This is a genomic window from Pseudomonas siliginis (assembly GCF_019145195.1).
Classification (GTDB): domain Bacteria; phylum Pseudomonadota; class Gammaproteobacteria; order Pseudomonadales; family Pseudomonadaceae; genus Aquipseudomonas; species Aquipseudomonas siliginis.
The window spans coordinates 94,848-115,437 of the sequence record NZ_JAHSTW010000013.1 but is presented as its reverse complement, the minus strand read 5'-3'; the positions used below and the strand labels follow the sequence as shown (position 1 = coordinate 115,437).

The window sequence follows — 20,590 nt, the reverse complement described above, 5'->3', positions numbered from 1 at the left end:
AAGGTACATCTCGAATGAATGCGATTTCTCGCCTCGCTACTGTCATTTCTGTCGCCTCCCTGTTCCCGCTCGCAATCCTGCCGCTCAGTGTCTCCGCTGCCGATTCCAAAGGTTCGGTCGAAGTCGTGCACTGGTGGACTTCCGGTGGCGAAAAAGCCGCTGTCGATGTGCTCAAGGCCCAAGTCGAAAAAGACGGTTTCACCTGGAAGGACGGCGCTGTTGCCGGTGGTGGCGGTGCGACTGCCATGACCGTGCTGAAAAGCCGTGCCGTTGCCGGCAACCCGCCAGGCGTAGCGCAGATCAAAGGCCCGGACATCCAGGAATGGGCGTCGACCGGCCTGCTCGACACCGACGTTTTGAAAGACGTCGCCAAGTCGGAAAAGTGGGACAGCCTGCTCGACAAGAAAGTCTCCGATACCGTGAAGTACGACGGTGATTACGTGGCCGTGCCGGTGAACATTCACCGCGTGAACTGGCTGTGGATCAACCCGGAAGTCTTCAAGAAAGCCGGCATCACCAAGAATCCAACCACCCTCGAAGAGTTCTATGCAGCCGGCGACAAGCTGAAAGCGGCGGGCTTCATTCCGCTCGCCCACGGCGGTCAGCCTTGGCAGGACAGCACCGTGTTCGAAGCCGTGGTGCTCTCGGTCATGGGCGTGGATGGCTACAAGAAAGCCCTGGTTGATCTCGACAACAAAGCGCTGACCGGCCCGGAAATGGTCAAGGCGCTCACTGAGCTCAAGAAAGTCGCGACCTACATGGACGCGGACGGCAAAGGCCAGGACTGGAACCTCGAAGCGGCCAAGGTCATCAACGGCAAGGCCGGCATGCAGATCATGGGTGACTGGGCCAAGTCCGAATGGACCGCCGCCAAGAAAGTCGCCGGCAAGGACTACGAGTGCGTAGCGTTCCCGGGCACCGACAAGGCGTTCACCTACAACATCGACTCGCTGGCCGTGTTCAAGCAGAAGGACGCAGGCACTGCGGCCGGTCAGCAGGACATCGCCAAAGTCGTGCTGGGTGAGAACTTCCAGAAAGTCTTCAGCATCAACAAAGGCTCGATCCCGGTGCGCAACGACATGTTGAACAACATGGACAAGCTCGGCTTCGATTCCTGCGCGCAGACCGCTGCCAAGGACTTCCTCGCGGACGCCAAGTCCGGCGGCCTGCAACCAAGCATGGCGCACAACATGGCGACCACGCTGGCGGTGCAGGGCGCGTTCTTTGACGTAGTCACCAACTACATCAACGACCCGAAAGCCGACCCGGCCGATGCGGCGAAGAAACTCGGCGCGGCAGTTCAGTCGGCCAAGTAATGCTTGGCCCCTGTAGGAGTGAGCCTTTGTGGTGAGGGGATTCATCCCCGATGGGTTGCGAAGCGACCCCGGAAAGTTGCAGCGGTGCAGTGTCTGAAATACCGCATGTAATGATTTCGCGACTGCTGCGCAGTCGATCGGGGATAAATCCCCTCGCCACAGGGCTCACTCCTGCAAGGGAATGCTTTCGTAAACCCTTATTGTGGATTTCCCCATGAGTTCTGTTGCTGTGTTCAGCAAGGCCTCGCCGTTCGATGCATTGCAGCGCTGGCTACCAAAACTGGTGCTGGCGCCGAGCATGTTCATCGTGCTGGTGGGCTTCTATGGCTACATCCTGTGGACGTTCATTCTGTCGTTCACCACCTCGACCTTCCTGCCCAACTACAAGTGGGCCGGTCTGGCGCAATACGCGCGGTTGTTCGACAACGATCGCTGGTGGGTGGCGAGCAAGAACCTCGCCGTGTTCGGCGGCATGTTCATTGGTATCACCTTGGTGATCGGTGTGTTGCTGGCGGTGTTCCTCGATCAGCGCATCCGTCGCGAAGGCTTTATCCGCACCATTTACCTGTACCCGATGGCGCTCTCGATGATCGTCACCGGTACCGCATGGAAATGGCTGCTCAACCCGGGCATGGGCCTGGACAAATTGTTGCGTGACTGGGGCTGGGAAGGCTTCCGTCTGGACTGGCTGATCGACCCCGATCGCGTGGTCTACTGCCTGGTGATCGCCGCTGTGTGGCAAGCCTCGGGCTTCATCATGGCGATGTTCCTCGCCGGCCTGCGTGGCGTTGATCAATCGATCATCCGTGCCGCGCAGATCGACGGCGCGAGCATGCCGCGCATCTACTGGAAAGTCGTACTGCCAAGTCTGCGTCCGGTGTTCTTCAGTGCGGTGATGATCCTCGCGCACATCGCGATCAAGAGCTTCGACCTGGTTGCGGCAATGACCGCCGGCGGCCCGGGTTATTCCTCCGACCTGCCAGCGATGTTCATGTATTCCTTCACCTTCAGTCGCGGCCAGATGGGCATGGGCTCGGCCAGTGCGATTCTGATGCTCGGTGCGATCCTCGCGATCATCGTGCCTTACCTGTATTCCGAGCTGAGGACCAAGCGTCATGACTAGTCTTGCTGCCAAACCCGCTATCAGCTTGAGCCGCATCGCAATCTACGCGGTGCTGATCCTTGCGGTGTTTCTGTATCTGGTGCCGCTGGTGGTGATGTTGCTGACCAGCTTCAAGACCCCGGAAGACATCAGCACCGGCAACCTGCTGAGCTGGCCGACCGTGGTCAGCGGCATTGGCTGGGTCAAGGCCTGGGCCACGGTTGACGGCTACTTCTGGAACTCGATCAAGATCACCGTACCGGCCGTCATCATCTCAACCGCGATCGGTGCGTTGAACGGTTACGTGCTGTCGATGTGGCGCTTCCGTGGTTCGCAGTTGTTCTTCGGTCTGCTGCTGTTCGGCTGCTTCCTGCCGTTCCAGACCGTGCTGCTGCCGGCCTCGTTCACCCTCGGCAAGATGGGCCTGGCGAGCACCACCACCGGTCTGGTGTTCGTGCACGTGGTTTACGGTCTGGCGTTCACCACGCTGTTCTTCCGCAACTACTACGTGAGCATTCCCGATGCGCTGGTCAAGGCTGCGCGTTTGGATGGCGCGGGTTTCTTCACGATTTTCCGCCGCATCATTCTGCCGATGTCGACGCCGATCATCATGGTCTGCCTGATCTGGCAGTTCACCCAGATCTGGAACGACTTCCTGTTCGGTGTGGTGTTCTCCAGCGGTGATTCGCAACCGATCACCGTGGCGCTGAACAACCTGGTCAACACCAGCACCGGCGCCAAGGAATACAACGTGGATATGGCAGCGGCGATGATCGCCGGCCTGCCGACCCTGCTGGTCTATGTGGTCGCAGGCAAGTATTTCGTGCGCGGGCTGACGGCCGGCGCGGTCAAGGGGTAATCATGGCTACGCTTGAACTTCGCAACGTAAACAAGACCTACGGGGCCGGCCTGCCGGACACCCTGAAGAACATCGAACTGTCGATCAAGGACGGTGAATTCCTGATCCTCGTCGGCCCGTCGGGCTGCGGCAAATCGACCTTGATGAACTGCATCGCCGGTCTGGAAACCATCACCGGCGGCGCGATCATGATCGGTGATCAGGACGTCAGCGGCATGAGCCCCAAGGATCGCGACATCGCCATGGTGTTTCAGTCCTACGCGCTGTACCCGACCATGAGCGTGCGCGAGAACATCGAGTTCGGCCTGAAGATCCGCAAGATGCCGCAGGCGGCGATCGACGAAGAAGTCGCCCGCGTGGCCAAGCTGTTGCAGATCGAACACCTGCTCAATCGCAAACCGGGCCAGCTCTCCGGTGGTCAGCAACAGCGCGTGGCGATGGGCCGTGCACTGGCGCGGCGGCCGAAGATCTACCTGTTCGACGAACCGCTGTCGAACCTCGACGCCAAGCTGCGCGTCGAGATGCGTACCGAAATGAAACTGATGCACCAGCGTCTGAAAACCACCACGGTCTACGTGACCCACGACCAGATCGAAGCGATGACCCTGGGCGACAAGGTGGCGGTGATGAAGGACGGCATCATTCAGCAGTTCGGCACGCCGAAAGACATCTACAACGACCCGGCCAACCTGTTCGTCGCAAGCTTCATCGGTTCGCCACCGATGAACTTCATCCCCCTGCGCTTGCAGCGCAAGGACGGTCGCCTGCTGGCGCTGCTCGACAGCGGTCAGGCGCGTTGTGAATTGCCGATGAGCATGCAGGACGCCGGCCTCGAAGATCGCGAAGTAATCCTCGGCCTGCGCCCGGAGCAGATTGTTTTGGCGAATGGCGAGGGCAATGGTCTGCCGAGCATCCGCGCCGAAGTGCAGGTCACCGAACCGACCGGTCCGGACACGTTGGTGTTCGTCAATCTGAATGACACCAAGGTCTGCTGCCGACTGGCGCCGGACGTGGCACCGCAGGTGGGCGAAAGCCTGACGCTGCAGTTCGATCCATCGAAAGTGTTGTTGTTCGACGCCAATACCGGCGAGCGTCTGGGCGTTGCGGGCCAGGTGCAGACAGAGACCCGGTCGGCGAATGTGGCGCAGTTCAAAGGCCGCTGAAGTACAAAATGTGGGAGCGAGCCTGCTCGCGAAAGCGGTCTGACATCCAGCATTGATGTCGCCTGATACACCGCATTCGCGAGCAGGCTCGCTCCCACAGGGGGCAAGCAGTGCCCGGCCTGTCGAGCACTGCACTTTATGTAAACCGCGTTAGATAAAAACAGTTAATAACAATAAAGACGAGGATGTAGGGATGAAAAAGAAACACGTCAATGCCCGGTTGATCTGCCAGGTTTCAGCGGCAGCTGCACTGGTGCTGGCCGGTAATGCAATGGCGGCGGATGCGTTCAGCTCCGACTCCAAGTGGATGACCGGCGACTGGGGCGGCGAGCGCACCAAGCTGATCGAGCAGGGTATCGACATCAAGGCCGACTACGTTGGCGAGATGGGCGCCAACCTGAACGGCGGTTACAACGACGACAAGACTGCGCGTTACGCCGACCAGTTCGGTCTGGGCGTGGCCCTCGACCTGCAGAAGCTGTGGGGCTGGGACAACACCCAGGCGAAGATCCAGCTGACCAACCGTAACGGCTACAACATCTCCAACGACCGCGTTGGCGATCCGCGTGCCGGCACCCTCAGCTCCTCGCAGGAAGTCTACGGCCGTGGCCACATGGTGCGTCTGACCCAGTTGTGGATCCAGCACCAGTTCTTCGACAACAAGCTCGACGTCAAGGCCGGTTACTTCGGCGAAGGCGAAGACTTCAACACCTTCCCGTGCGACTTCCAGAATCTGGCGTTCTGCGGTTCGCAAGTGGGTAACTGGGCGACCAACATCTGGTACAACTGGCCCGTCAGCCAGGCCGCGATCCGTGTGAAGTACAACATCAACGACGAGCTCTACGCGCAGATCGGTGCGTACAACCAGAACCCGTCGCAACTGGAACACGGCAACGGCTTCAAGCTCAGCGGCAGCGGCACCAAAGGTACCGTGCTGCCGGTTGAATTGGTCTGGTCGCCGAAGGTCAACAGCCTGCCGGGCGAATACCGCGTCGGTTACTACAAGAGCACGGCCGATGCCGACGACGTTCGCGAAGACGTCAACGGTTTCGATGCGGCAACCACCGGTGATGACTACAAGTCGCACAACAGCAAAAGCGGTTACTGGTTCGTTGCGCAACAGCAACTCACCAGCCACAACGGTGATGCGACTCGCGGTCTGAACATCGCCGCCAACGCGACCTTCCACGACAAGGACACCAACTTCATCGACAACTACCAGTCGGTGATGTTTGTCTACAAAGGCCCGTTCGATGCGCGTCCGAAGGATGACATCGGTATCGGCGCGGCGCGTATCCACGTCAACAAGGACGTCAAGCGCAACGCTGAACTGCTGAACGCTGCCAACGGTGTGTCCGACTACGACAACGCCGCGTTCTCGCCGATTCGTGAAACCGAATACAACTACGAGCTCAACTACGGCATCCATGTCACCAACTGGCTGACCGTGCGTCCCAACCTGCAATACATCACCCATCCGGGCGGTGTGGATGAAGTCGATAACGCTTTGGTCGCTGGCCTGAAAATTCAGTCAACGTTCTAACGCGTCTGCGATAAGCTCCTCTCTATGTGCGCATTTTGCGGACAGCCAAGGCTGTCCGCTTTTTTTTGTGACACAGGTCAGATGTGTTGCTTGATGATTTTTTGTGGCTGGAGAGCTTTTTGTGGCGAGGGGATTTAGCGAAACGTCGCACCGCCCCGCTGGGCTGCGAAGCGGCCCCAAAACCATCCACTGAGGTGTATCAGCGAGAGGCCGTTTTCCAGGTTTGCGACTGCTTCGCAGTCGAACGGGGATAAATCCCCTCGCCACAGTATTCAAGGGTCACAAAGGTAATTGTACCCCCATGATTTTCAGGACCGTAGCCAATGCATGAGCATCCGCTGCAACGCTTCTTCAAATCCCTGCGCGAGCGGCCGGTGTTCGCCTGGGAGCGCTATCAGATGCGCGATGTGCTGGTGATCGATCATCCGTTGTGTCAGGCGGTGTTCAGTCGGCAGGGTGCGCAGTTGCTGCACTTTCAGCCGCGTGGGCAGAAGCCGTGGTTGTGGTGCGCGGCGAAGTGGCCGCATGTCGGCGCGATTCGCGGTGGCGTGCCGGTGTGCTGGCCGTGGTATGGCCGTCATCCGAGCGAAAACGCCTGGCCGTCCCATGGTTGGGCGCGACTGCTCGACTGGAAACTGCTCGACAGCAGCAGCGCCGAAGACGGCGTGCGCCTGCACTGGCAATTACAGCTGTGCGATTGGCAGGTCGACCTGCACGCGCATCTGGGCGAACGCATGGAATTACGCCTGAGCACCGAGCATCAGGACGACATGCCGTGCCAGTTGAGCCAGGCTTTGCACGCTTACTGGCGTATAGGCGATGTTGGTGAGATAGCGCTGTCTGGGCTCGAAGGCGCGCAGGGTTATGACCAGTTGAATCGCCAGGTTTGCCAGCAGGAGGGTGAATTGCGCGTTGATGGCGGCTGTCAGCGGGTGTTTCAGCATGACGGCGAATTGCAGCTCAAGGATCACGCCTGGCAGCGCGAGTTGTGCATTGATACCGGCGACAGCGGCGACACCGTCGTCTGGCATCCCGGCGCGCGGCCGTTGCTGGGGGTGAGTTGGGACGAGGTATCGGAATTCGTTTGCGTAGAAGCAGCGGCGGGCGGCACCGACAGTCTGCACCTGGCGCCGGGTGAGAAGGCGCATTTGAGTTTGCAGGCGTGGGCGGCGGCTTGATTGAAAGCCCCGCGGCGAGTCGACCGGCCCTTTCGCGAGCAGGCTCGCTCCCACAGGGGAATGCATTCCAAAATGTGGGAGCGAGCCTGCTCGCGAAGAGGGCGGATCAGTCAGCCGAGATTCCGGATCAATTGAATTCGTCACCCACCGGATACCGGCTGGCATTCAAGCTCTCTTTGATCTTGCGCAGATGCGGCTGGAAATCCACGCCACGGCGCAAGGTCATCCCCGTCGCCAGCACATCCAGCACCGTCAACTGAATGATCCGCGACGTCATCGGCATATAAATGTCGGTGTCTTCCGGCAACGGAATGTTCAGGCTAAGGGTACTGGCCTTGGCCAACGGTGAATTTTCCGCCGTCAGGCCCAGAACCGAAGCGCCGTTCTCCCGAGCAATCCGCGCCACTTCCACCAGCTCACGGGTACGCCCGGTGTAGGAAATGATCACGAACAGCTCACCGGTGTGCGCCACCGAAGCAATCATTCGCTGCATCAGCACATCGGCATGCGCGGTGACCGCAAGGTTGAAGCGGAAGAACTTGTGCTGCGCATCCAGTGCCACCGGTGCCGAAGCGCCGAGGCCGAAGAAGTGGATCTGCCGGGCCTGGATCAACAGGTCGACGGCGCGGCTGATCAGGTTCGGGTCGAGCGCCTGGCAAGCACTGTCCAGGGAAGCGATGGCGCTGCCGAAAATCTTCTGGGTGTACGCCTCGGGATTGTCGTCGGCCTCGACCGCGCGGCTGACATACGCCGCGCCACTGGCCAGGCTCTGGGCCAATTGCAGCTTGAGTTCGGGGTAGCCGCTGACACCGAACGAGCGGCAGAAACGGTTGACCGTCGGTTCGCTCACCGAGGCGGCCTGGGCGAGGGCGGCGATGCTGAAGCGGGTGGCCTGCTGCGGGTTGAGCAGAATCACCTCGGCGACCTTACGTTCGGCCTTGTTCAGCTCTTCAAGGCGACTCTGGATCTGTTCCAGTAAATTTCGCACGCGGTCCATATGGAATTCCTGATTCACCGACGCAGAGTTGCGTCGGGCTATGCAAATTGGGCCTTTGATATGGCCCGTGACGGTGGTCTATCCTACTGATGCGTCCGGGCGACCACCACTCGGATTGAGTATTCTGCGAAAATGTTGTGGTTATTACTACATTTTCCCTTGAGTGATGCCTTAAAAAAAGGTATTTGTAGCTTAACTTGATAAAAGAACAAACATCATGCCTTCCATTACGGTTGAACCGTGCACCTTTGCCTTGTTCGGCGCGCTTGGCGATCTGGCCCTGCGCAAGCTGTTTCCTGCCCTGTATCACCTTGACGGTGCCGACCTGCTGCACGAGGACACGCGCATCATCGCGCTGGCCCGTGAGCCCGGCAGCGAGCAGCAGCACATGGCGTTCATCGCCGCCGAATTGCGCCGTTATGTCGGCAAAGAGCTGAACGAAACCGTGGCCGAGCGCTTCCTCGCGCGCCTGACCTATCTGCACGTCGACTTCCTCAAGGCTGAGGATTACGTGGCGCTGGCGGAATTGGCCGGCAGCAGCCAGCGCATGATTGCCTACTTCGCCACCCCGGCGGCGGTGTACGGCGCTATCTGCGAGAACCTCGAGAAAGTCGGTCTGGCCGAAAATACCCGTGTAGTGCTGGAAAAACCGATCGGCTCTGACCTGGAGTCCTCGCGCAAGGTCAACGACGCAGTAGCGCAGTTCTTCCCGGAAGACCGCACCTACCGCATCGACCACTACCTGGGCAAAGAGACCGTTCAGAACCTGATCGCCCTGCGTTTCGCCAACAGCCTGTTCGAAACCCAGTGGAACCAGAATTACATCTCCCACGTGGAAATCACCGTGGCCGAGAAGGTCGGCATCGAAGGCCGTTGGGGCTATTTCGACAAGGCCGGCCAGCTGCGCGACATGATCCAGAATCACCTGTTGCAGCTGCTCTGCCTGATTGCCATGGATCCGCCGGCCGACCTGTCCGCCGACAGCATCCGTGACGAAAAGGTAAAAGTGCTCAAGGCGCTGGCGCCGATCAGTCCGGAAGGCCTGACCACACAAGTGGTGCGCGGCCAGTACATCGCCGGCCACAGCGAAGGCAAATCCGTTCCGGGTTACCTCGAAGAACCGAATTCCAATACCCAGAGCGACACCGAAACCTTCGTCGCCCTGCGTGCCGATATCCGCAACTGGCGCTGGGCCGGCGTGCCGTTCTACCTGCGTACCGGCAAGCGCATGCCGCAAAAGCTGTCGCAGATCGTCATCCACTTCAAGGAACCCTCGCACTACATCTTCGCCCCGGAGCAGCGCCTGCAGATCAGCAACAAACTGATCATCCGCCTGCAACCGGACGAAGGCATTTCCTTGCGCGTGATGACCAAAGAGCAGGGCCTGGACAAGGGCATGCAACTGCGCAGCGGCCCGCTGCAACTGAATTTCTCCGACACCTGGCGTAGCGCGCGGATCCCCGATGCCTACGAGCGGTTGTTGCTGGAAGTGATGAACGGCAATCAGAACCTGTTTGTCCGTAAAGATGAAATCGAAGCCGCGTGGAAGTGGTGTGACCAACTGATCGCCGGGTGGAAAAAGTCCGGTGACGCGCCCAAGCCTTATGCGGCCGGGTCGTGGGGGCCGATGAGCTCCATTGCTTTGATCACGCGGGACGGGAGGTCGTGGTATGGCGATATCTGATGTGCAACTGCCGACGGGTGTGACTGCCCGCGAATTCAACAGCCCGGTGCTGCTGGCTGAAGGCCTGGCGCTGAACGTTGCCAAGCAACTGAGCGAGGCCATTGCCGCGCGCGGCAACGCGGTGCTGGTGGTGTCCGGCGGGCGTAGCCCGGTAGCGTTTTTCCAGCACCTGGCCAAGCAGGAGCTGGACTGGTCGAAGGTCGTTGTGACCCTGGCCGACGAACGCTGGGTACCGGTGGAACATGCCGACAGCAATGCCGGCCTGCTCAAGCAGTATCTGCTTAAAGGCCCGGCAGCCAAGGCGCAGTTCCTCAGCCTCTACAGCGCGGCGGCCAACGTCGAGCAGGCTGCTGAACAGGCCGATCGTCTGCTCGGCGAACTGCCGCCGATCGACGTGCTGGTGCTGGGCATGGGCGATGACGGCCACACCGCATCGCTGTTCCCCGACAGCCCGAACCTCGCCGAAGCCCTGCAAGCCGATGGCACGCGCCGTTGCTGGCCGATGCTGGCGCCAAGCGTGCCGCGTCAGCGCCTGACCATGAGCCGCGCGCTGCTGGCCTCGGCCCGGCACAAGATTCTGTCGATTTCCGGTCAATCGAAACTGACCACCCTGAATGCCGCGCTGGCATCCGATGACGTTGCGGCCATGCCGGTGCGCGCGTTTCTGCAACCTACGTTAGAGATTTACTGGTGCCCATGAGCCAAGGAACAGCCGCTATGACAACCCCATCCCCGACCGTTTCCATGGCGGACAAAGTTGCCCTGATCGACAGTCTCTGCGCCAAGGCGCGGATCCTGCCGGTGATCACCATCGCTCGCGAACAGGACGTGCTGCCGCTGGCCGACGCCCTCGCCGCCGGTGGCCTGACTGCGCTGGAAGTGACCCTGCGTTCGCAGTTCGGCCTCAAGGCCATTCAGATCCTGCGCGAACAGCGCCCGGAACTGATGACCGGTGCCGGCACCGTGCTCGACCGCAACATGCTCGCAGCGGCGGAAGCGGCAGGCTCGCAGTTCATCGTCACCCCGGGCATCACCCGCGACCTGCTCGAAGCCAGCGTCGACAGCCCGATTCCGCTGTTGCCGGGCATCAGCAACGCCTCGGGGATCATGGAAGGCTACGGTCTGGGCTATCGCCGCTTCAAGCTGTTCCCGGCGGAAGTCAGCGGTGGCGTGGCGGCAATCAAGGCCCTCGGCGGCCCGTTCGGCGAAGTGAAATTCTGCCCGACTGGCGGCGTCGGCCCGGCCAATATCAAGAGCTACATGGCGCTGAAAAACGTCATGTGCGTGGGCGGTAGCTGGATGCTTGATCCGGAGTGGATCAAGAACGGCGACTGGGCCCGCATTCAGGAATGCACCGCCGAGGCCCTGGCGCTGCTGGACTGATTGTTACCCGACACTTCGTTGTGTGCTTTACGGCTTTATGGTGCGCTTGGTCGGCGCACCTTTTTTTTGCGCTGAAAAAACTGCCGATACATGCGGCGATACATAGTTACTGCACGCTGACTTTTTCACGGGGTTAATCTGCGTCCATCTTATGGAAGAGAGAACGCCTCATGGACGACCGTCAGTCTCTGACCCTTACGCCACAATCCCGTTATCAACCGAAGCAACTTCCCCTCGGCCGCCCCGCAGCTGAATCTCAAGTGCGCAATATCAGCCAAGGTGTCCAAGGCTTGCCGCTGGTCCTGCGTCTGTCGCTGGTCGATGCGATGACCAGCGAGCCGGTCATCGGCGCGCTGGTGCGCATTCAACAGCGTGTCGATGGCGACACCAGCCTGGGCGGCAGTCAATCGACCGACAGCCATGGCATCGTCCGTTTCACCAGTGTCTATCCGGACCGACTGGCGCACGGCGCTGCTTGCCTGAAGCTGAACGTATTCATTCCCGGCGACGAAGCAGGAGCGCAAGCTCACCACGAGGCCTGGGCCGGCACCTTGCACGTCCCAGGCCGCTGCGGCTGTGAAGGTGCCGCCGAGGACGCCTTGCGGTTGGTGTTGCAGCCGATCGCCGGCGCGGATCTTGAAGACGGTGCTTTCGCCTGCCAGACCCTCGGCATCGACACCTTTGCCGTGTCGTCGCAGCTTGGCCTGGAAGGCTACGAAAAAAACTCCGGAGCGCCGTTCTAGCGCAGTTGGTCCAGCGCCCGAACCAGCTGCTCCATCTCGCCAGCCGTGGTGGTCAGCCCCGGGGTGATGCGAATGCACGGCCCGCACGCGGCGCCGGTGCGCACCACGGTGAACAGGTTGAACTCTCTGAGCAGACGCTCGGCCATGGCCTGCTGATCGGCATGCCGGGTGAAGCGCAGCGCGGTGATCCCGCAATACAGTTGCGGGTCGTCCGGCGTCAGCACCTCGATGCCCGGCAGGTGCCGGACCCGGCTGACCCACAGGTTGCGCAGGTAACTCAGGCGTGGGCTTTTGGCTGCGGCGCCGCCGAGCGCGTCGTGCTCTTCGAACACCAGCGGCAAGGTCATCAGTGCCGGGATGTTCGGCGTGCTGTACGAGGTCCGCGCGCGAATATCGCTGACCGGGTAATGCATCTCGCCCATGTCCGGATCGATGTCGGCGAGACGCTGCGGGGCGATATAGATAAAGCCGAGGGTCAGAGGTGCGCCGATCCATTTGTGCAGGTTGTAACCGGCGAAAGCGATGCCCAACGCTTGCAGGTCGAATTCAATCTGGCCGAGGGCGTGGGCACCGTCGAGGATGATGTCGACGCCATGCTCTTTGGCCAATGCGGCGATGGCCTGCACCGGCATGACTAGACCGGTGCGATGGGTGACGTGGGTCAGGGCCATCAGTTTGAGTTTTGGATGGCTGACGAAAGCCTCGCGGTAGCTTTCCAGCAGGCTGTCGAAACTGGCGGGATGGTGGTGGGCAATTTCGATGACCTCAACGCCACGCTGCTTCGCCAGCCAGCGCATGGCGCCCTTGACCGTGTCGTACTCGAGGTCGCAGATCAGTACCTGATCACCCGGTTGCAGACGATTGTAATTGCGGATCAGCGATTGCAGGCCTTCGGTGGCATTGCGCGTCAGCGCCACGCTTTGCGCGCGCACGCCAATCAGTTCGGCCAGTTGCGCGCGGATCTCAAGGTTGTCGTGCTGTTCAAAGCGCTGGCGTGCATAAATCGAGTTGCTGGCGTTGATCAGCTCGATATTGCGCTGGTACTCCTCGATCACTGTGCGCGACATGCGCCCGAAGTAACCGTTTTCCAGATTGACCGGACCGGGCTGCACATCGTATCGATCGGCAAAGGTTTGCCAGAAGGCTTCGTCACGGGCGCGGCGGGTGTTGTCAGGCATGGTCGGCAAGGCTCAAGAGGGAAGGGCGCGTCAGTGGCGCGGGGCGGGTTTGCCGTGTTTTGCGCGCAGCGGCTCGAGCAGGTCGGACAGGCCGTTATGGTCGATCTCCTGCATCAGCGCCAGCAGGCCACCGAGTTCACCGTGGGGAAAGCCTTCACGGGCAAACCAGTTCAGATAGGGGCCAGGCAGGTCGGCAATGATCCGCCCTTTGTACTTGCCGAAGGGCATTTCGCGGGTGATCAGCAGTTCGAGTTTTTCCGGATTCATCAGCACGCTTCATCGATTCACATCACAGCCTGGAAAATACAGGCATTCTGCATGCAGGCCAAATGACAGATCATGCAAAAAACCAGCATACAGATGGTTCAATCTTTTGTAAGTTGTTGAAAATAAAGGTTTTTTATCCGATCAAAAAGCTGGCACGCACACTGCAATATCCCTTGCATCTTCAACCCATCGCAAGGAATTGAAAAATGACCGACATGAAAAAAGAAGCCATTTCTGTACTCAACGACCTGATTGAAACCTGCAAGGACGGTCAGGAAGGGTTCAAGACTTGCGCTGAAGACATCAAGCACCCAGAACTGAAAACCCTGTTCGTGACTCGCTCCGCTGATTGCGCCACCGCAGCAGCCGAGCTGCAGGCTCAGGTACGTTCGCTGGGCGGCGATCCGGAAACCTCGACCAGCGTTGCCGGTGATCTGCACCGTCGCTGGGTCGACGTCAAATCCATGTTCACCGGTAAAGACGAAGAGGCTGTGCTGAACGAAGCAGAGCGCGGTGAAGACCATGCGCTGAAGGCTTATCGTGAAGCGATCGAGAAGATCAACAAGCACAATCTGGTGGGCATCAAGGATCTGGTTGAGCGTCAGTACCACGGCGTACAACGCAACCACGACCAGGTGAAAGCCCTGCGTAACCAGGCTCGTGCCAACTCTTAAGCTGCACTGAAACAACTGTGGGAGCGAGCCTGCTCGCGAATTCGGTGTGTCATGCAATGTTGCTTTTGCTGACACGACCATTTCGCGAGCAGGCTCGCTCCCACTTTTATTTTGTGCGACTGATCAACCGATACTGATCGCCGGCAAAGTCGGCAGCGTGACCGTCTGCTGTTTGCGCGGCGCGAGAATCTGCGCCTCGCCATCCACCACCAATTCATCACGCTGGTTGAATACGCGAGTGGCAATGCGCACGCGGAATTTCGGCAGCTTCTCCAGAATCTCCAGGCGCACCGTCAACGTGTCGCCGATCTTCACCGGCTTCTGAAAGCTCATCTGCTGACCGATATAAATGGTGCCTGGTCCAGGCAATTCACAGGCCACCGCTGCGCTGATCAGCGCACCGCTGAACATGCCGTGGGCGATGCGCTCCTTGAACATGCTGGCGGCGGCAAACTCGGCGTCCAGGTGCACCGGGTTGTGGTCGCCTGACATCGCGGCGAACAGCTGAATGTCGCGCTCTTCGACAGTCTTGCTGTAGCTGGCGGTCTGGCCGACTTCAAGGGCTTCGTAAGGGATGTTGGTTACCTGGGTCATCGGTTTCGATTCCTGTGACGGATTTCAGTCAATCCACAAAAAATTATTCGCTGCGCTGCGGGCGCCGGTGGCTCAGGGCCTGGTCGATCCAGGCGAGCACATCGGCGGTCACTTCGTCGCGATTGCTTTCATTGAACAATTCGTGCCGGGCCTGCGGGTAGATCTTCAGTTGCAGGTGCTGGCTGCCGGCCGTGCGCAAGGCATTGGCCAGATCTGTCAGACGCTTGCCCTCGCTCACCGGATCACATTCGCCGCCAATCACCAGCAACGGCAGGCCCGGATCGATCTGCGCGAGATTGGACGCTTTGCTGATTTGCTGCAAGCCGCCGAGCAGGTCGATCCACAGCTGATTGGTGCAGCGAAAGCCGCACAACGGGTCGGCGGCGTACTTGTCGACCTCGGCCGGATCGCGGCTCAGCCAGTCGAAACGGGTCCGCACCGGTTTGAATTTATTGTTGAACGAGCCGAACGACAGCCACTCGATCAACGCACTGCGGCCCTTGCCGCCCTGACGCAGTTTTTCCAGCCGGGCAATCTGCCGGGCGGCGCGATACAGCGCCACTGGCTGGTAATTCGAGCCACTGAGAATCGCCCCGTGCAGACTGGCACTGTGGTGCAACAAATAGCCTTGGGCGATGTAGCTGCCCATGCTGTGGCCGAGCAGGATGATCGGCACGCCGGGATGTTGCTGGCCGATATGCTGGTTGAGGCTGGCCAGATCGCCAACCACCTTGCACCAGCCATCGTCATCGGCGAAATGGCCAAGGGTGCCGTTGTCAGCGGTGCGACCATGGCCGCGCAGATCCGGTGCGTAAACACCATAGTCTTTGTCGCAAAACGTGTCGGCGAGTCGAGCGTAGCGAGCGCTGTGTTCGGCCATGCCATGGGCCAGCAGAATCACCGCTTTCAATGGCGTGGCCGGCAGCCAGCGGTTGATGTACAGGCGGCTGCGGTCACTCGCGTCCAGCCAGAAGGTGTCGTGGGTCATGGCGATTCCTTTGCTCAGCATCGCCACAGTGTATAGCGCGTCTGATCAGCTCACGCCACGGCAGGAAGATTCACGGGATCAATGAGGGCTTGCGTCATATTTGCCTCAATGGCCATAGCTGCTAGTGTCCGTGAAGCTCCGCTTTGTGCTTTTCGCCTTCCATGGACGAAGCAGAAACGACAGAAAGCGGCTCCCGGATCGGCTCAGGTAAAGAGGACAAGAACAATGCAACCTGATTTCTGGAATGACAAACGCCCGGCCGGCGTACCGCTGGACATCGACATGGGCGAGTTCAAGTCGGTCATCGAAGTGTTTGAGCGTTCCTGCAAGAAGTTCGCTGACCGCCCGGCGTTCAGCAGCATGGGCATCACCCTGACCTACGCCGAACTCGAGCGCCAGAGCGCGGCGTTCGCCGGTTACCTGCAGGCCCATACCGATCTGGTGCCGGGGGATCGCATTGCGGTGCAGATGCCCAACGTCCTGCATTATCCGATTGCCGTGTTCGGCGCGCTGCGCGCCGGGCTGATCGTGGTCAACACCAACCCGTTGTACACGCCACGGGAAATGCGCCACCAGTTCAAGGATTCCGGCGCACGTGCGCTGGTCTACCTGAATCTGTTCGGACAGAAAGTCCAGGAAGTGCTGCCCGACACTGACATCCAATATTTGATCGAAGCGAAGATGGGCGACTTGATGCCCACCGCCAAAGGCTGGCTGGTCAATACAGTGGTCAGCAAAGTGAAGAAACTGGTTCCCGAGTATTCGCTGCCGCAAGCGACCTCGTTCAAAAGCGCGCTGCGCATGGGCCGCGGCCTGGGCATCAAACCGCTGAACGTCGGTCTCGATGACATCGCCGTGCTGCAATACACCGGCGGCACCACCGGCCTGGCCAAGGGCGCGATGCTCACCCACGGCAATCTGGTGGCGAACATGCAGCAGGTGCGCGCCTGCCTCGCCCAGCTCGGGCCGGACGGCCAGCCGCTATTGCGCGAGGGCCAGGAGGTGATGATCGCGCCGCTGCCGCTGTACCACATCTATGCCTTCACTGCGAATTGCATGTGCATGATGGTGTCCGGCAACCACAACGTGTTGATCTCCAATCCGCGCGACATCGCCGGCTTCATCAAGGAACTGAAGAACTGGCGTTTCTCGGCGCTGCTGGGTTTGAACACCTTGTTCGTTGCGCTGATGGATCACCCTGACTTCAAGACCTTGGATTTCTCCAGTCTGAAGCTGACCAACTCCGGCGGCACCGCGCTGGTCAAGGCCACCGCCGAGCGCTGGGAGCAGATGACCGGTTGCCGTATCACCGAAGGCTACGGCCTGACCGAAACCTCGCCAGTGGCCTGCACCAACCCTTACGGCGATCAGTCGCGTCTGGGCACGGTGGGCCTGCCGGTGCCGGGTACGCTGGTGAAAATCATCAACGATGACGGCGTCGAACAGCCGCTGGGCGAGCGCGGCGAGCTGTGCATCAAAGGCCCGCAGATCATGAAGGGCTACTGGAACAAACCCGAAGCCACCGCCGAAGTGCTCGATGCCGAAGGCTGGTTCAAGTCCGGTGATATCGCCGTGATCGACCCGGACGGTTTTGTGCGCATCGTCGATCGTAAGAAGGACATGATCATCGTCTCAGGCTTCAACGTGTACCCCAACGAAATCGAAGACGTGGTCATGGCTCACCCGAAAGTCGCCAACTGCGCGGTGATCGGCGTGCCGGACGAACGTTCGGGAGAGGCGGTGAAGCTGTTTGTGGTGGCGCGGGAGAGCGGGGTCAGCCTGGAAGAGCTGAAGGCGTACTGCAAAGAGAATTTCACGGCCTACAAAGTGCCGAAACACATCGTGTTGCGTGAGTCGTTGCCGATGACGCCTGTAGGGAAAATTCTGCGGCGCGAGTTGCGGGATATCGCCTAGGCCTGAACCGCAGCGCTTGTGACATTCGCGAGCAGGCTCGCTCCCACAGGTATCGATGCTTTCTGTGGGGGCGAGCCGGCTCGCGAATCTTTTGTGCCCGCTGAATTCGGGGGTTTTAGGGAGTTATAGGATTTTTGCTCTAAAATGACCGCTGGCAAGTCTTGAGTCATCAATATGACTGTAGGGGCCTCTTTTGGCTCTGGTCGACCCTTGGCAAAGCTGCTACTCTCGGCGCGCTTTGTGACTTCTCGGCCTGTAAAACGCCGGATTCACCAATACAAAACACACACCAATAATAATCGCATCAAATGCGGTGAAGAATTCGCGTTGCTGAGGAGTGGGCTTCCATGATCGAAGACTTTTGGAAGGATAAGTACCCGGCTGGAATCGCAGCCGAGATCAATCCAGACGAGTATCCGAACATTCAGGCAGTGTTGAAGCAATCCTGCCAACGCTTCGCCAACAAACCGGCTTTCAGCAACCTCGGCAAGACAATCACCTACGGTGAGCTGTACGAGCTGTCCGGTGCCTTTGCCGCGTATCTGCAACAGCATACCGACTTGCAGCCCGGTGATCGAATCGCCGTGCAACTGCCCAACGTCCTGCAGTACCCGGTCGCGGTCTTCGGTGCCATTCGCGCCGGGCTGATCGTGGTCAACACCAACCCGCTGTACACCGCGCGGGAAATGGAACACCAATTCAACGACTCCGGCGCCAAAGCCCTGGTGTGCTTGGCGAACATGGCGCACCTGGCCGAAGCCGTGGTGCCGAAAACCGGGGTCAAGCACGTCATCGTCACCGAAGTCGCCGACCTGCTGCCGCCGATCAAGCGCCTGCTGATCAACAGCGTCATCAAGTACGTGAAGAAAATGGTCCCGGCCTATCACTTGCCCAAAGCCATCAAATTCAACGACGTCCTGAGCAAGGGCCACGGCCAGCCAGTGGCCGAAGCCAACCCGGACAGCGGCGATGTCGCGGTGCTGCAATACACCGGCGGCACCACCGGCGTGGCCAAGGGCGCGATGCTCACGCACCGCAACCTGGTCGCCAACATGCTGCAATGCAAGGCGCTGATGGGCTCCAACCTCAACGAAGGCTGCGAGATCCTGATCACGCCGCTGCCGCTGTATCACATCTACGCATTCACCTTTCACTGCATGGCGATGATGCTGATCGGCAACCACAACATCCTGATCAGCAACCCGCGCGACCTGCCGGCGATGGTCAAGGAACTGTCGAAGTGGAAGTTCAGCGGTTTCGTCGGTCTGAACACGCTCTTCGTGGCGCTGTGCAACAACGAAGGTTTCCGCAAACTGGATTTCTCCGCGCTGAAAGTCACCCTGTCCGGCGGCATGGCCCTGCAACTGGCCGCAGCCGAGCGCTGGAAAGCCGTGACCGGTTGCGCCATCTGCGAAGGCTACGGCATGACCGAAACCAGCCCGGTGGCCACGGTCAACCCGATCCAGCACATCCAGATCGGCACCATCGGCATTCCGGTGCCGTCGACCCTGTGCAAAGTCATCGACGATGCCGGTGTCGAGCAGCCGCTGGGCGAAATCGGCGAGCTGTGCGTCAAGGGCCCGCAAGTGATGAAGGGTTACTGGCAGCGTCAGGAAGCCACCGATGAAATGCTCGACAGCGACGGCTGGCTGAAAACCGGTGACATCGCGCTGATCCAGCCGGACGGCTACATGCGCATCGTCGATCGCAAGAAGGACATGATTCTGGTGTCTGGCTTCAACGTCTATCCGAACGAACTGGAAGACGTGCTGGCGACTTTGCCGGGCGTATTGCAGTGCGCGGCGATTGGCGTGCCGGACGAGAAGTCGGGTGAGGCGATCAAGATTTTCATCGTCGCCAAACCGGGCGTGACCCTGACCAAAGAACAGGTCATGGACCACATGCGCGCCAACGTAACCGGCTACAAAGTGCCGCGCTCGGTGGAATTCCGCGATGCGCTGCCGACTACCAACGTCGGCAAGATCCTGCGCCGCGAATTGCGGGATGAAGAGCTGAAGAAGATCAAGGCCAAGTCTGCCGCGTAAATAAAAAGCCCCGCAGATGCGGGGCTTTTTGTTGGTGCGTGACTTTAGACTTGTATCAACTGTGGAGCCGCCTTCGCGAGCAGGCTCGCTCCCACATTTGACCGTGTTGCAACTGGCGAACGCGGTTGAGTGTGGGAGCGAGCCTGCTCGCGAAGCTGTTACTGACGAAACGGTGCAAAATTCACATTGGTCCCGGCCGGACGCATGTCCTGCAGGTACGAATCCTTGTCCGCACTCAATTCCAGGCTCAACGCCGCCTTGCGCTTGCCTTCATTGCGAATCACCAGGCCTTCGAGCTTTTCGCGCAGGAACACCGTGGGCACTTTCAGGTGCAGCAACTCATCGGTGGCCGGGGTGTGCAGCAGCAAGTGAATCCACTCGTACTGACCGATGGCCAAGCGCGACACCGGCAGGTCGAACCACCAGATATTGCGGTTACGGTTCAGTTCGGCGAAGTGGCAGTTGTTGGTGCCGAGCACGGCGCCGCCCAGTTCCTGGTTGCGACGGGCGATGGCCTGGGTTTTATTGAGCTTCATGACATTCCTGCGAATCGGTGTGCCGGGCTCAGCGCCCGTAGGCTGAGCATTCTCGGGGCAACGCCGGCAAACATAAAGCGCAACCTGCATGCCAAGACGAAATGCCGGCAAAATAAATGAAACTCGGCGCAAAGCGCACCGGTCAATCGTTACGTAATGACTTTTCTTCCCTTTATGCTTCACGGAGAAACACCATGAGTAGCACAGGCGATAAAGTAAAAGGCATGGCCAACGAAGCCGTCGGCAATATCAAGCAAGGCGTCGGCAAAGCTACTGACAACGATAAGATGCGTGCCGAAGGCAAGGTTCAAGAGAAAAAAGGTGAAGCCCAGCAAGCGGTCGGCAACGCCAAGGACGCTGTGAAAAAAGGCGTCGACAAGGCGTAAGCGAGCCTTGAACGAATCACACGAGCGGCCATCCAAGGAT

General features: G+C 59.7%; 20 protein-coding genes. 14 read left to right on the top strand and 6 right to left on the bottom strand.

Annotated elements, in window-relative coordinates; translation table 11 throughout:
* The first annotated feature begins 14 nt into the window (after positions 1 to 14).
* From KVG87_RS24715 to KVG87_RS24690, 6 genes are all read left to right on the top strand, one after another.
* Positions 15 to 1,316 (top strand): ABC transporter substrate-binding protein, encoded by a 1,302-nt coding sequence (locus tag KVG87_RS24715; RefSeq protein ID WP_024014061.1) that lies wholly within the window; start codon positions 15 to 17, stop codon positions 1,314 to 1,316.
* A gap of 214 nt (positions 1,317 to 1,530) precedes the next feature.
* Positions 1,531 to 2,439, top strand: coding sequence for a carbohydrate ABC transporter permease (locus KVG87_RS24710; RefSeq protein WP_016773533.1), 909 nt, complete (start codon positions 1,531 to 1,533; stop codon positions 2,437 to 2,439).
* Positions 2,432 to 3,277 (top strand): carbohydrate ABC transporter permease, encoded by an 846-nt coding sequence (locus KVG87_RS24705; protein ID WP_039758116.1) that lies wholly within the window; start codon positions 2,432 to 2,434, stop codon positions 3,275 to 3,277. Before KVG87_RS24710 ends, KVG87_RS24705 begins: the two co-directional genes overlap by 8 nt.
* 2 nt (positions 3,278 to 3,279) lie before the next feature.
* On the top strand, positions 3,280 to 4,440 hold the full coding sequence (locus KVG87_RS24700) for an ABC transporter ATP-binding protein (RefSeq protein ID WP_041479770.1): 1,161 nt from the start codon (positions 3,280 to 3,282) through the stop codon (positions 4,438 to 4,440).
* Positions 4,441 to 4,633: 193 nt separating this feature from the next.
* Entirely contained in the window at positions 4,634 to 5,983 is a 1,350-nt protein-coding gene (locus KVG87_RS24695; protein ID WP_076563920.1) for a carbohydrate porin, read from the top strand.
* A gap of 323 nt (positions 5,984 to 6,306) precedes the next feature.
* Positions 6,307 to 7,161, top strand: a complete 855-nt coding sequence (locus KVG87_RS24690) for a D-hexose-6-phosphate mutarotase (RefSeq protein WP_073472039.1) — start codon at positions 6,307 to 6,309, stop codon at positions 7,159 to 7,161.
* Positions 7,162 to 7,288: 127 nt separating this feature from the next.
* Here KVG87_RS24690 and KVG87_RS24685 read toward each other — a convergent pair whose 3' ends face one another.
* On the bottom strand, positions 7,289 to 8,149 hold the full coding sequence (locus KVG87_RS24685; RefSeq protein WP_169842436.1) for a MurR/RpiR family transcriptional regulator: 861 nt from the start codon (positions 8,147 to 8,149) through the stop codon (positions 7,289 to 7,291).
* A gap of 226 nt (positions 8,150 to 8,375) precedes the next feature.
* On the opposite strand from KVG87_RS24685, the gene zwf reads away from it, so the two are divergent.
* The 4 genes from zwf (at position 8,376) to KVG87_RS24665 (ending at position 11,968) form a co-directional block, all read left to right on the top strand.
* Complete coding sequence (gene zwf, locus KVG87_RS24680) at positions 8,376 to 9,842, top strand: glucose-6-phosphate dehydrogenase (RefSeq protein ID WP_016773537.1); 1,467 nt, start codon at positions 8,376 to 8,378, stop codon at positions 9,840 to 9,842.
* Complete coding sequence (gene pgl, locus KVG87_RS24675) at positions 9,829 to 10,542, top strand: 6-phosphogluconolactonase (RefSeq protein WP_056787964.1); 714 nt, start codon at positions 9,829 to 9,831, stop codon at positions 10,540 to 10,542. The genes zwf and pgl overlap by 14 nt, the downstream gene beginning before the upstream one ends.
* Positions 10,543 to 10,559: 17 nt before the next feature.
* The gene (locus KVG87_RS24670; protein WP_016773539.1) at positions 10,560 to 11,225 is read left to right on the top strand and encodes a bifunctional 4-hydroxy-2-oxoglutarate aldolase/2-dehydro-3-deoxy-phosphogluconate aldolase; all 666 of its coding nucleotides are present in this window, start codon (positions 10,560 to 10,562) and stop codon (positions 11,223 to 11,225) included.
* A gap of 170 nt (positions 11,226 to 11,395) precedes the next feature.
* The gene (locus tag KVG87_RS24665; RefSeq protein WP_217853017.1) at positions 11,396 to 11,968 is read left to right on the top strand and encodes a peptidase associated/transthyretin-like domain-containing protein; all 573 of its coding nucleotides are present in this window, start codon (positions 11,396 to 11,398) and stop codon (positions 11,966 to 11,968) included.
* On the opposite strand, the gene KVG87_RS24660 is transcribed toward KVG87_RS24665, so the two are convergent.
* Both KVG87_RS24660 and KVG87_RS24655 read right to left on the bottom strand, forming a co-directional pair.
* Positions 11,965 to 13,146: an aminotransferase class V-fold PLP-dependent enzyme gene (locus KVG87_RS24660; RefSeq protein WP_217853015.1), complete on the bottom strand. Its 1,182-nt coding sequence runs from the start codon at positions 13,144 to 13,146 to the stop codon at positions 11,965 to 11,967. The genes KVG87_RS24665 and KVG87_RS24660 overlap by 4 nt on opposite strands.
* A 30-nt stretch (positions 13,147 to 13,176) precedes the next feature.
* A complete protein-coding gene (locus KVG87_RS24655; RefSeq protein ID WP_003227425.1) occupies positions 13,177 to 13,413 on the bottom strand; it encodes a DUF3820 family protein in 237 nt (78 codons plus the stop codon).
* 206 nt (positions 13,414 to 13,619) lie between these two features.
* Between KVG87_RS24655 and KVG87_RS24650 the strand changes: the two genes are divergently transcribed.
* Positions 13,620 to 14,087, top strand: coding sequence for a ferritin-like domain-containing protein (locus KVG87_RS24650; protein ID WP_217853013.1), 468 nt, complete (start codon positions 13,620 to 13,622; stop codon positions 14,085 to 14,087).
* A 123-nt stretch (positions 14,088 to 14,210) separates the two neighbouring features.
* Here the strand turns inward: KVG87_RS24650 and KVG87_RS24645 are convergent, their stop codons facing one another.
* Together KVG87_RS24645 and KVG87_RS24640 are read right to left on the bottom strand one after the other, a co-directional pair.
* Positions 14,211 to 14,681, bottom strand: a complete 471-nt coding sequence (locus KVG87_RS24645) for a MaoC family dehydratase (protein ID WP_217853010.1) — start codon at positions 14,679 to 14,681, stop codon at positions 14,211 to 14,213.
* A gap of 43 nt (positions 14,682 to 14,724) precedes the next feature.
* Positions 14,725 to 15,669: an alpha/beta hydrolase gene (locus KVG87_RS24640; RefSeq protein WP_217853008.1), complete on the bottom strand. Its 945-nt coding sequence runs from the start codon at positions 15,667 to 15,669 to the stop codon at positions 14,725 to 14,727.
* A 225-nt stretch (positions 15,670 to 15,894) separates the two neighbouring features.
* On the opposite strand from KVG87_RS24640, the gene fadD2 reads away from it, so the two are divergent.
* Positions 15,895 to 17,583 (top strand): long-chain-fatty-acid--CoA ligase FadD2, encoded by a 1,689-nt coding sequence (gene fadD2, locus KVG87_RS24635; RefSeq protein WP_024014054.1) that lies wholly within the window; start codon positions 15,895 to 15,897, stop codon positions 17,581 to 17,583.
* A gap of 347 nt (positions 17,584 to 17,930) precedes the next feature.
* Entirely contained in the window at positions 17,931 to 19,628 is a 1,698-nt protein-coding gene (fadD1, locus tag KVG87_RS24630; RefSeq protein WP_024014053.1) for a long-chain-fatty-acid--CoA ligase FadD1, read from the top strand.
* A 158-nt stretch (positions 19,629 to 19,786) separates the two neighbouring features.
* On the opposite strand, the gene KVG87_RS24625 is transcribed toward fadD1, so the two are convergent.
* Complete coding sequence (locus tag KVG87_RS24625) at positions 19,787 to 20,164, bottom strand: hypothetical protein (RefSeq protein ID WP_016775519.1); 378 nt, start codon at positions 20,162 to 20,164, stop codon at positions 19,787 to 19,789.
* Between the two features lie 194 nt (positions 20,165 to 20,358).
* Between KVG87_RS24625 and KVG87_RS24620 the strand changes: the two genes are divergently transcribed.
* On the top strand, positions 20,359 to 20,550 hold the full coding sequence (locus tag KVG87_RS24620) for a CsbD family protein (protein WP_016775518.1): 192 nt from the start codon (positions 20,359 to 20,361) through the stop codon (positions 20,548 to 20,550).
* The last annotated feature ends 40 nt before the right edge of the window (positions 20,551 to 20,590 follow it).

Bases quoted from the DNA above. Each gene is read 5' to 3' on its own strand.
- KVG87_RS24715 (WP_024014061.1), top strand. From the start codon at position 15: ATGAATGCGATTTCTCGCCTCGCTACTGTCATTTCTGTCGCCTCCCTG.
- KVG87_RS24710 (WP_016773533.1), top strand. From the start codon at position 1,531: ATGAGTTCTGTTGCTGTGTTCAGCAAGGCCTCGCCGTTCGATGCATTG.
- KVG87_RS24705 (WP_039758116.1), top strand. From the start codon at position 2,432: ATGACTAGTCTTGCTGCCAAACCCGCTATCAGCTTGAGCCGCATCGCA.
- KVG87_RS24700 (WP_041479770.1), top strand. From the start codon at position 3,280: ATGGCTACGCTTGAACTTCGCAACGTAAACAAGACCTACGGGGCCGGC.
- KVG87_RS24695 (WP_076563920.1), top strand. From the start codon at position 4,634: ATGAAAAAGAAACACGTCAATGCCCGGTTGATCTGCCAGGTTTCAGCG.
- KVG87_RS24690 (WP_073472039.1), top strand. From the start codon at position 6,307: ATGCATGAGCATCCGCTGCAACGCTTCTTCAAATCCCTGCGCGAGCGG.
- zwf (WP_016773537.1), top strand. From the start codon at position 8,376: ATGCCTTCCATTACGGTTGAACCGTGCACCTTTGCCTTGTTCGGCGCG.
- pgl (WP_056787964.1), top strand. From the start codon at position 9,829: ATGGCGATATCTGATGTGCAACTGCCGACGGGTGTGACTGCCCGCGAA.
- KVG87_RS24670 (WP_016773539.1), top strand. From the start codon at position 10,560: ATGACAACCCCATCCCCGACCGTTTCCATGGCGGACAAAGTTGCCCTG.
- KVG87_RS24665 (WP_217853017.1), top strand. From the start codon at position 11,396: ATGGACGACCGTCAGTCTCTGACCCTTACGCCACAATCCCGTTATCAA.
- KVG87_RS24660 (WP_217853015.1), bottom strand. From the start codon at position 13,146: ATGCCTGACAACACCCGCCGCGCCCGTGACGAAGCCTTCTGGCAAACC.
- KVG87_RS24655 (WP_003227425.1), bottom strand. From the start codon at position 13,413: ATGAATCCGGAAAAACTCGAACTGCTGATCACCCGCGAAATGCCCTTC.
- KVG87_RS24650 (WP_217853013.1), top strand. From the start codon at position 13,620: ATGACCGACATGAAAAAAGAAGCCATTTCTGTACTCAACGACCTGATT.
- KVG87_RS24645 (WP_217853010.1), bottom strand. From the start codon at position 14,681: ATGACCCAGGTAACCAACATCCCTTACGAAGCCCTTGAAGTCGGCCAG.
- KVG87_RS24640 (WP_217853008.1), bottom strand. From the start codon at position 15,669: ATGACCCACGACACCTTCTGGCTGGACGCGAGTGACCGCAGCCGCCTG.
- fadD2 (WP_024014054.1), top strand. From the start codon at position 15,895: ATGCAACCTGATTTCTGGAATGACAAACGCCCGGCCGGCGTACCGCTG.
- fadD1 (WP_024014053.1), top strand. From the start codon at position 17,931: ATGATCGAAGACTTTTGGAAGGATAAGTACCCGGCTGGAATCGCAGCC.
- KVG87_RS24625 (WP_016775519.1), bottom strand. From the start codon at position 20,164: ATGAAGCTCAATAAAACCCAGGCCATCGCCCGTCGCAACCAGGAACTG.
- KVG87_RS24620 (WP_016775518.1), top strand. From the start codon at position 20,359: ATGAGTAGCACAGGCGATAAAGTAAAAGGCATGGCCAACGAAGCCGTC.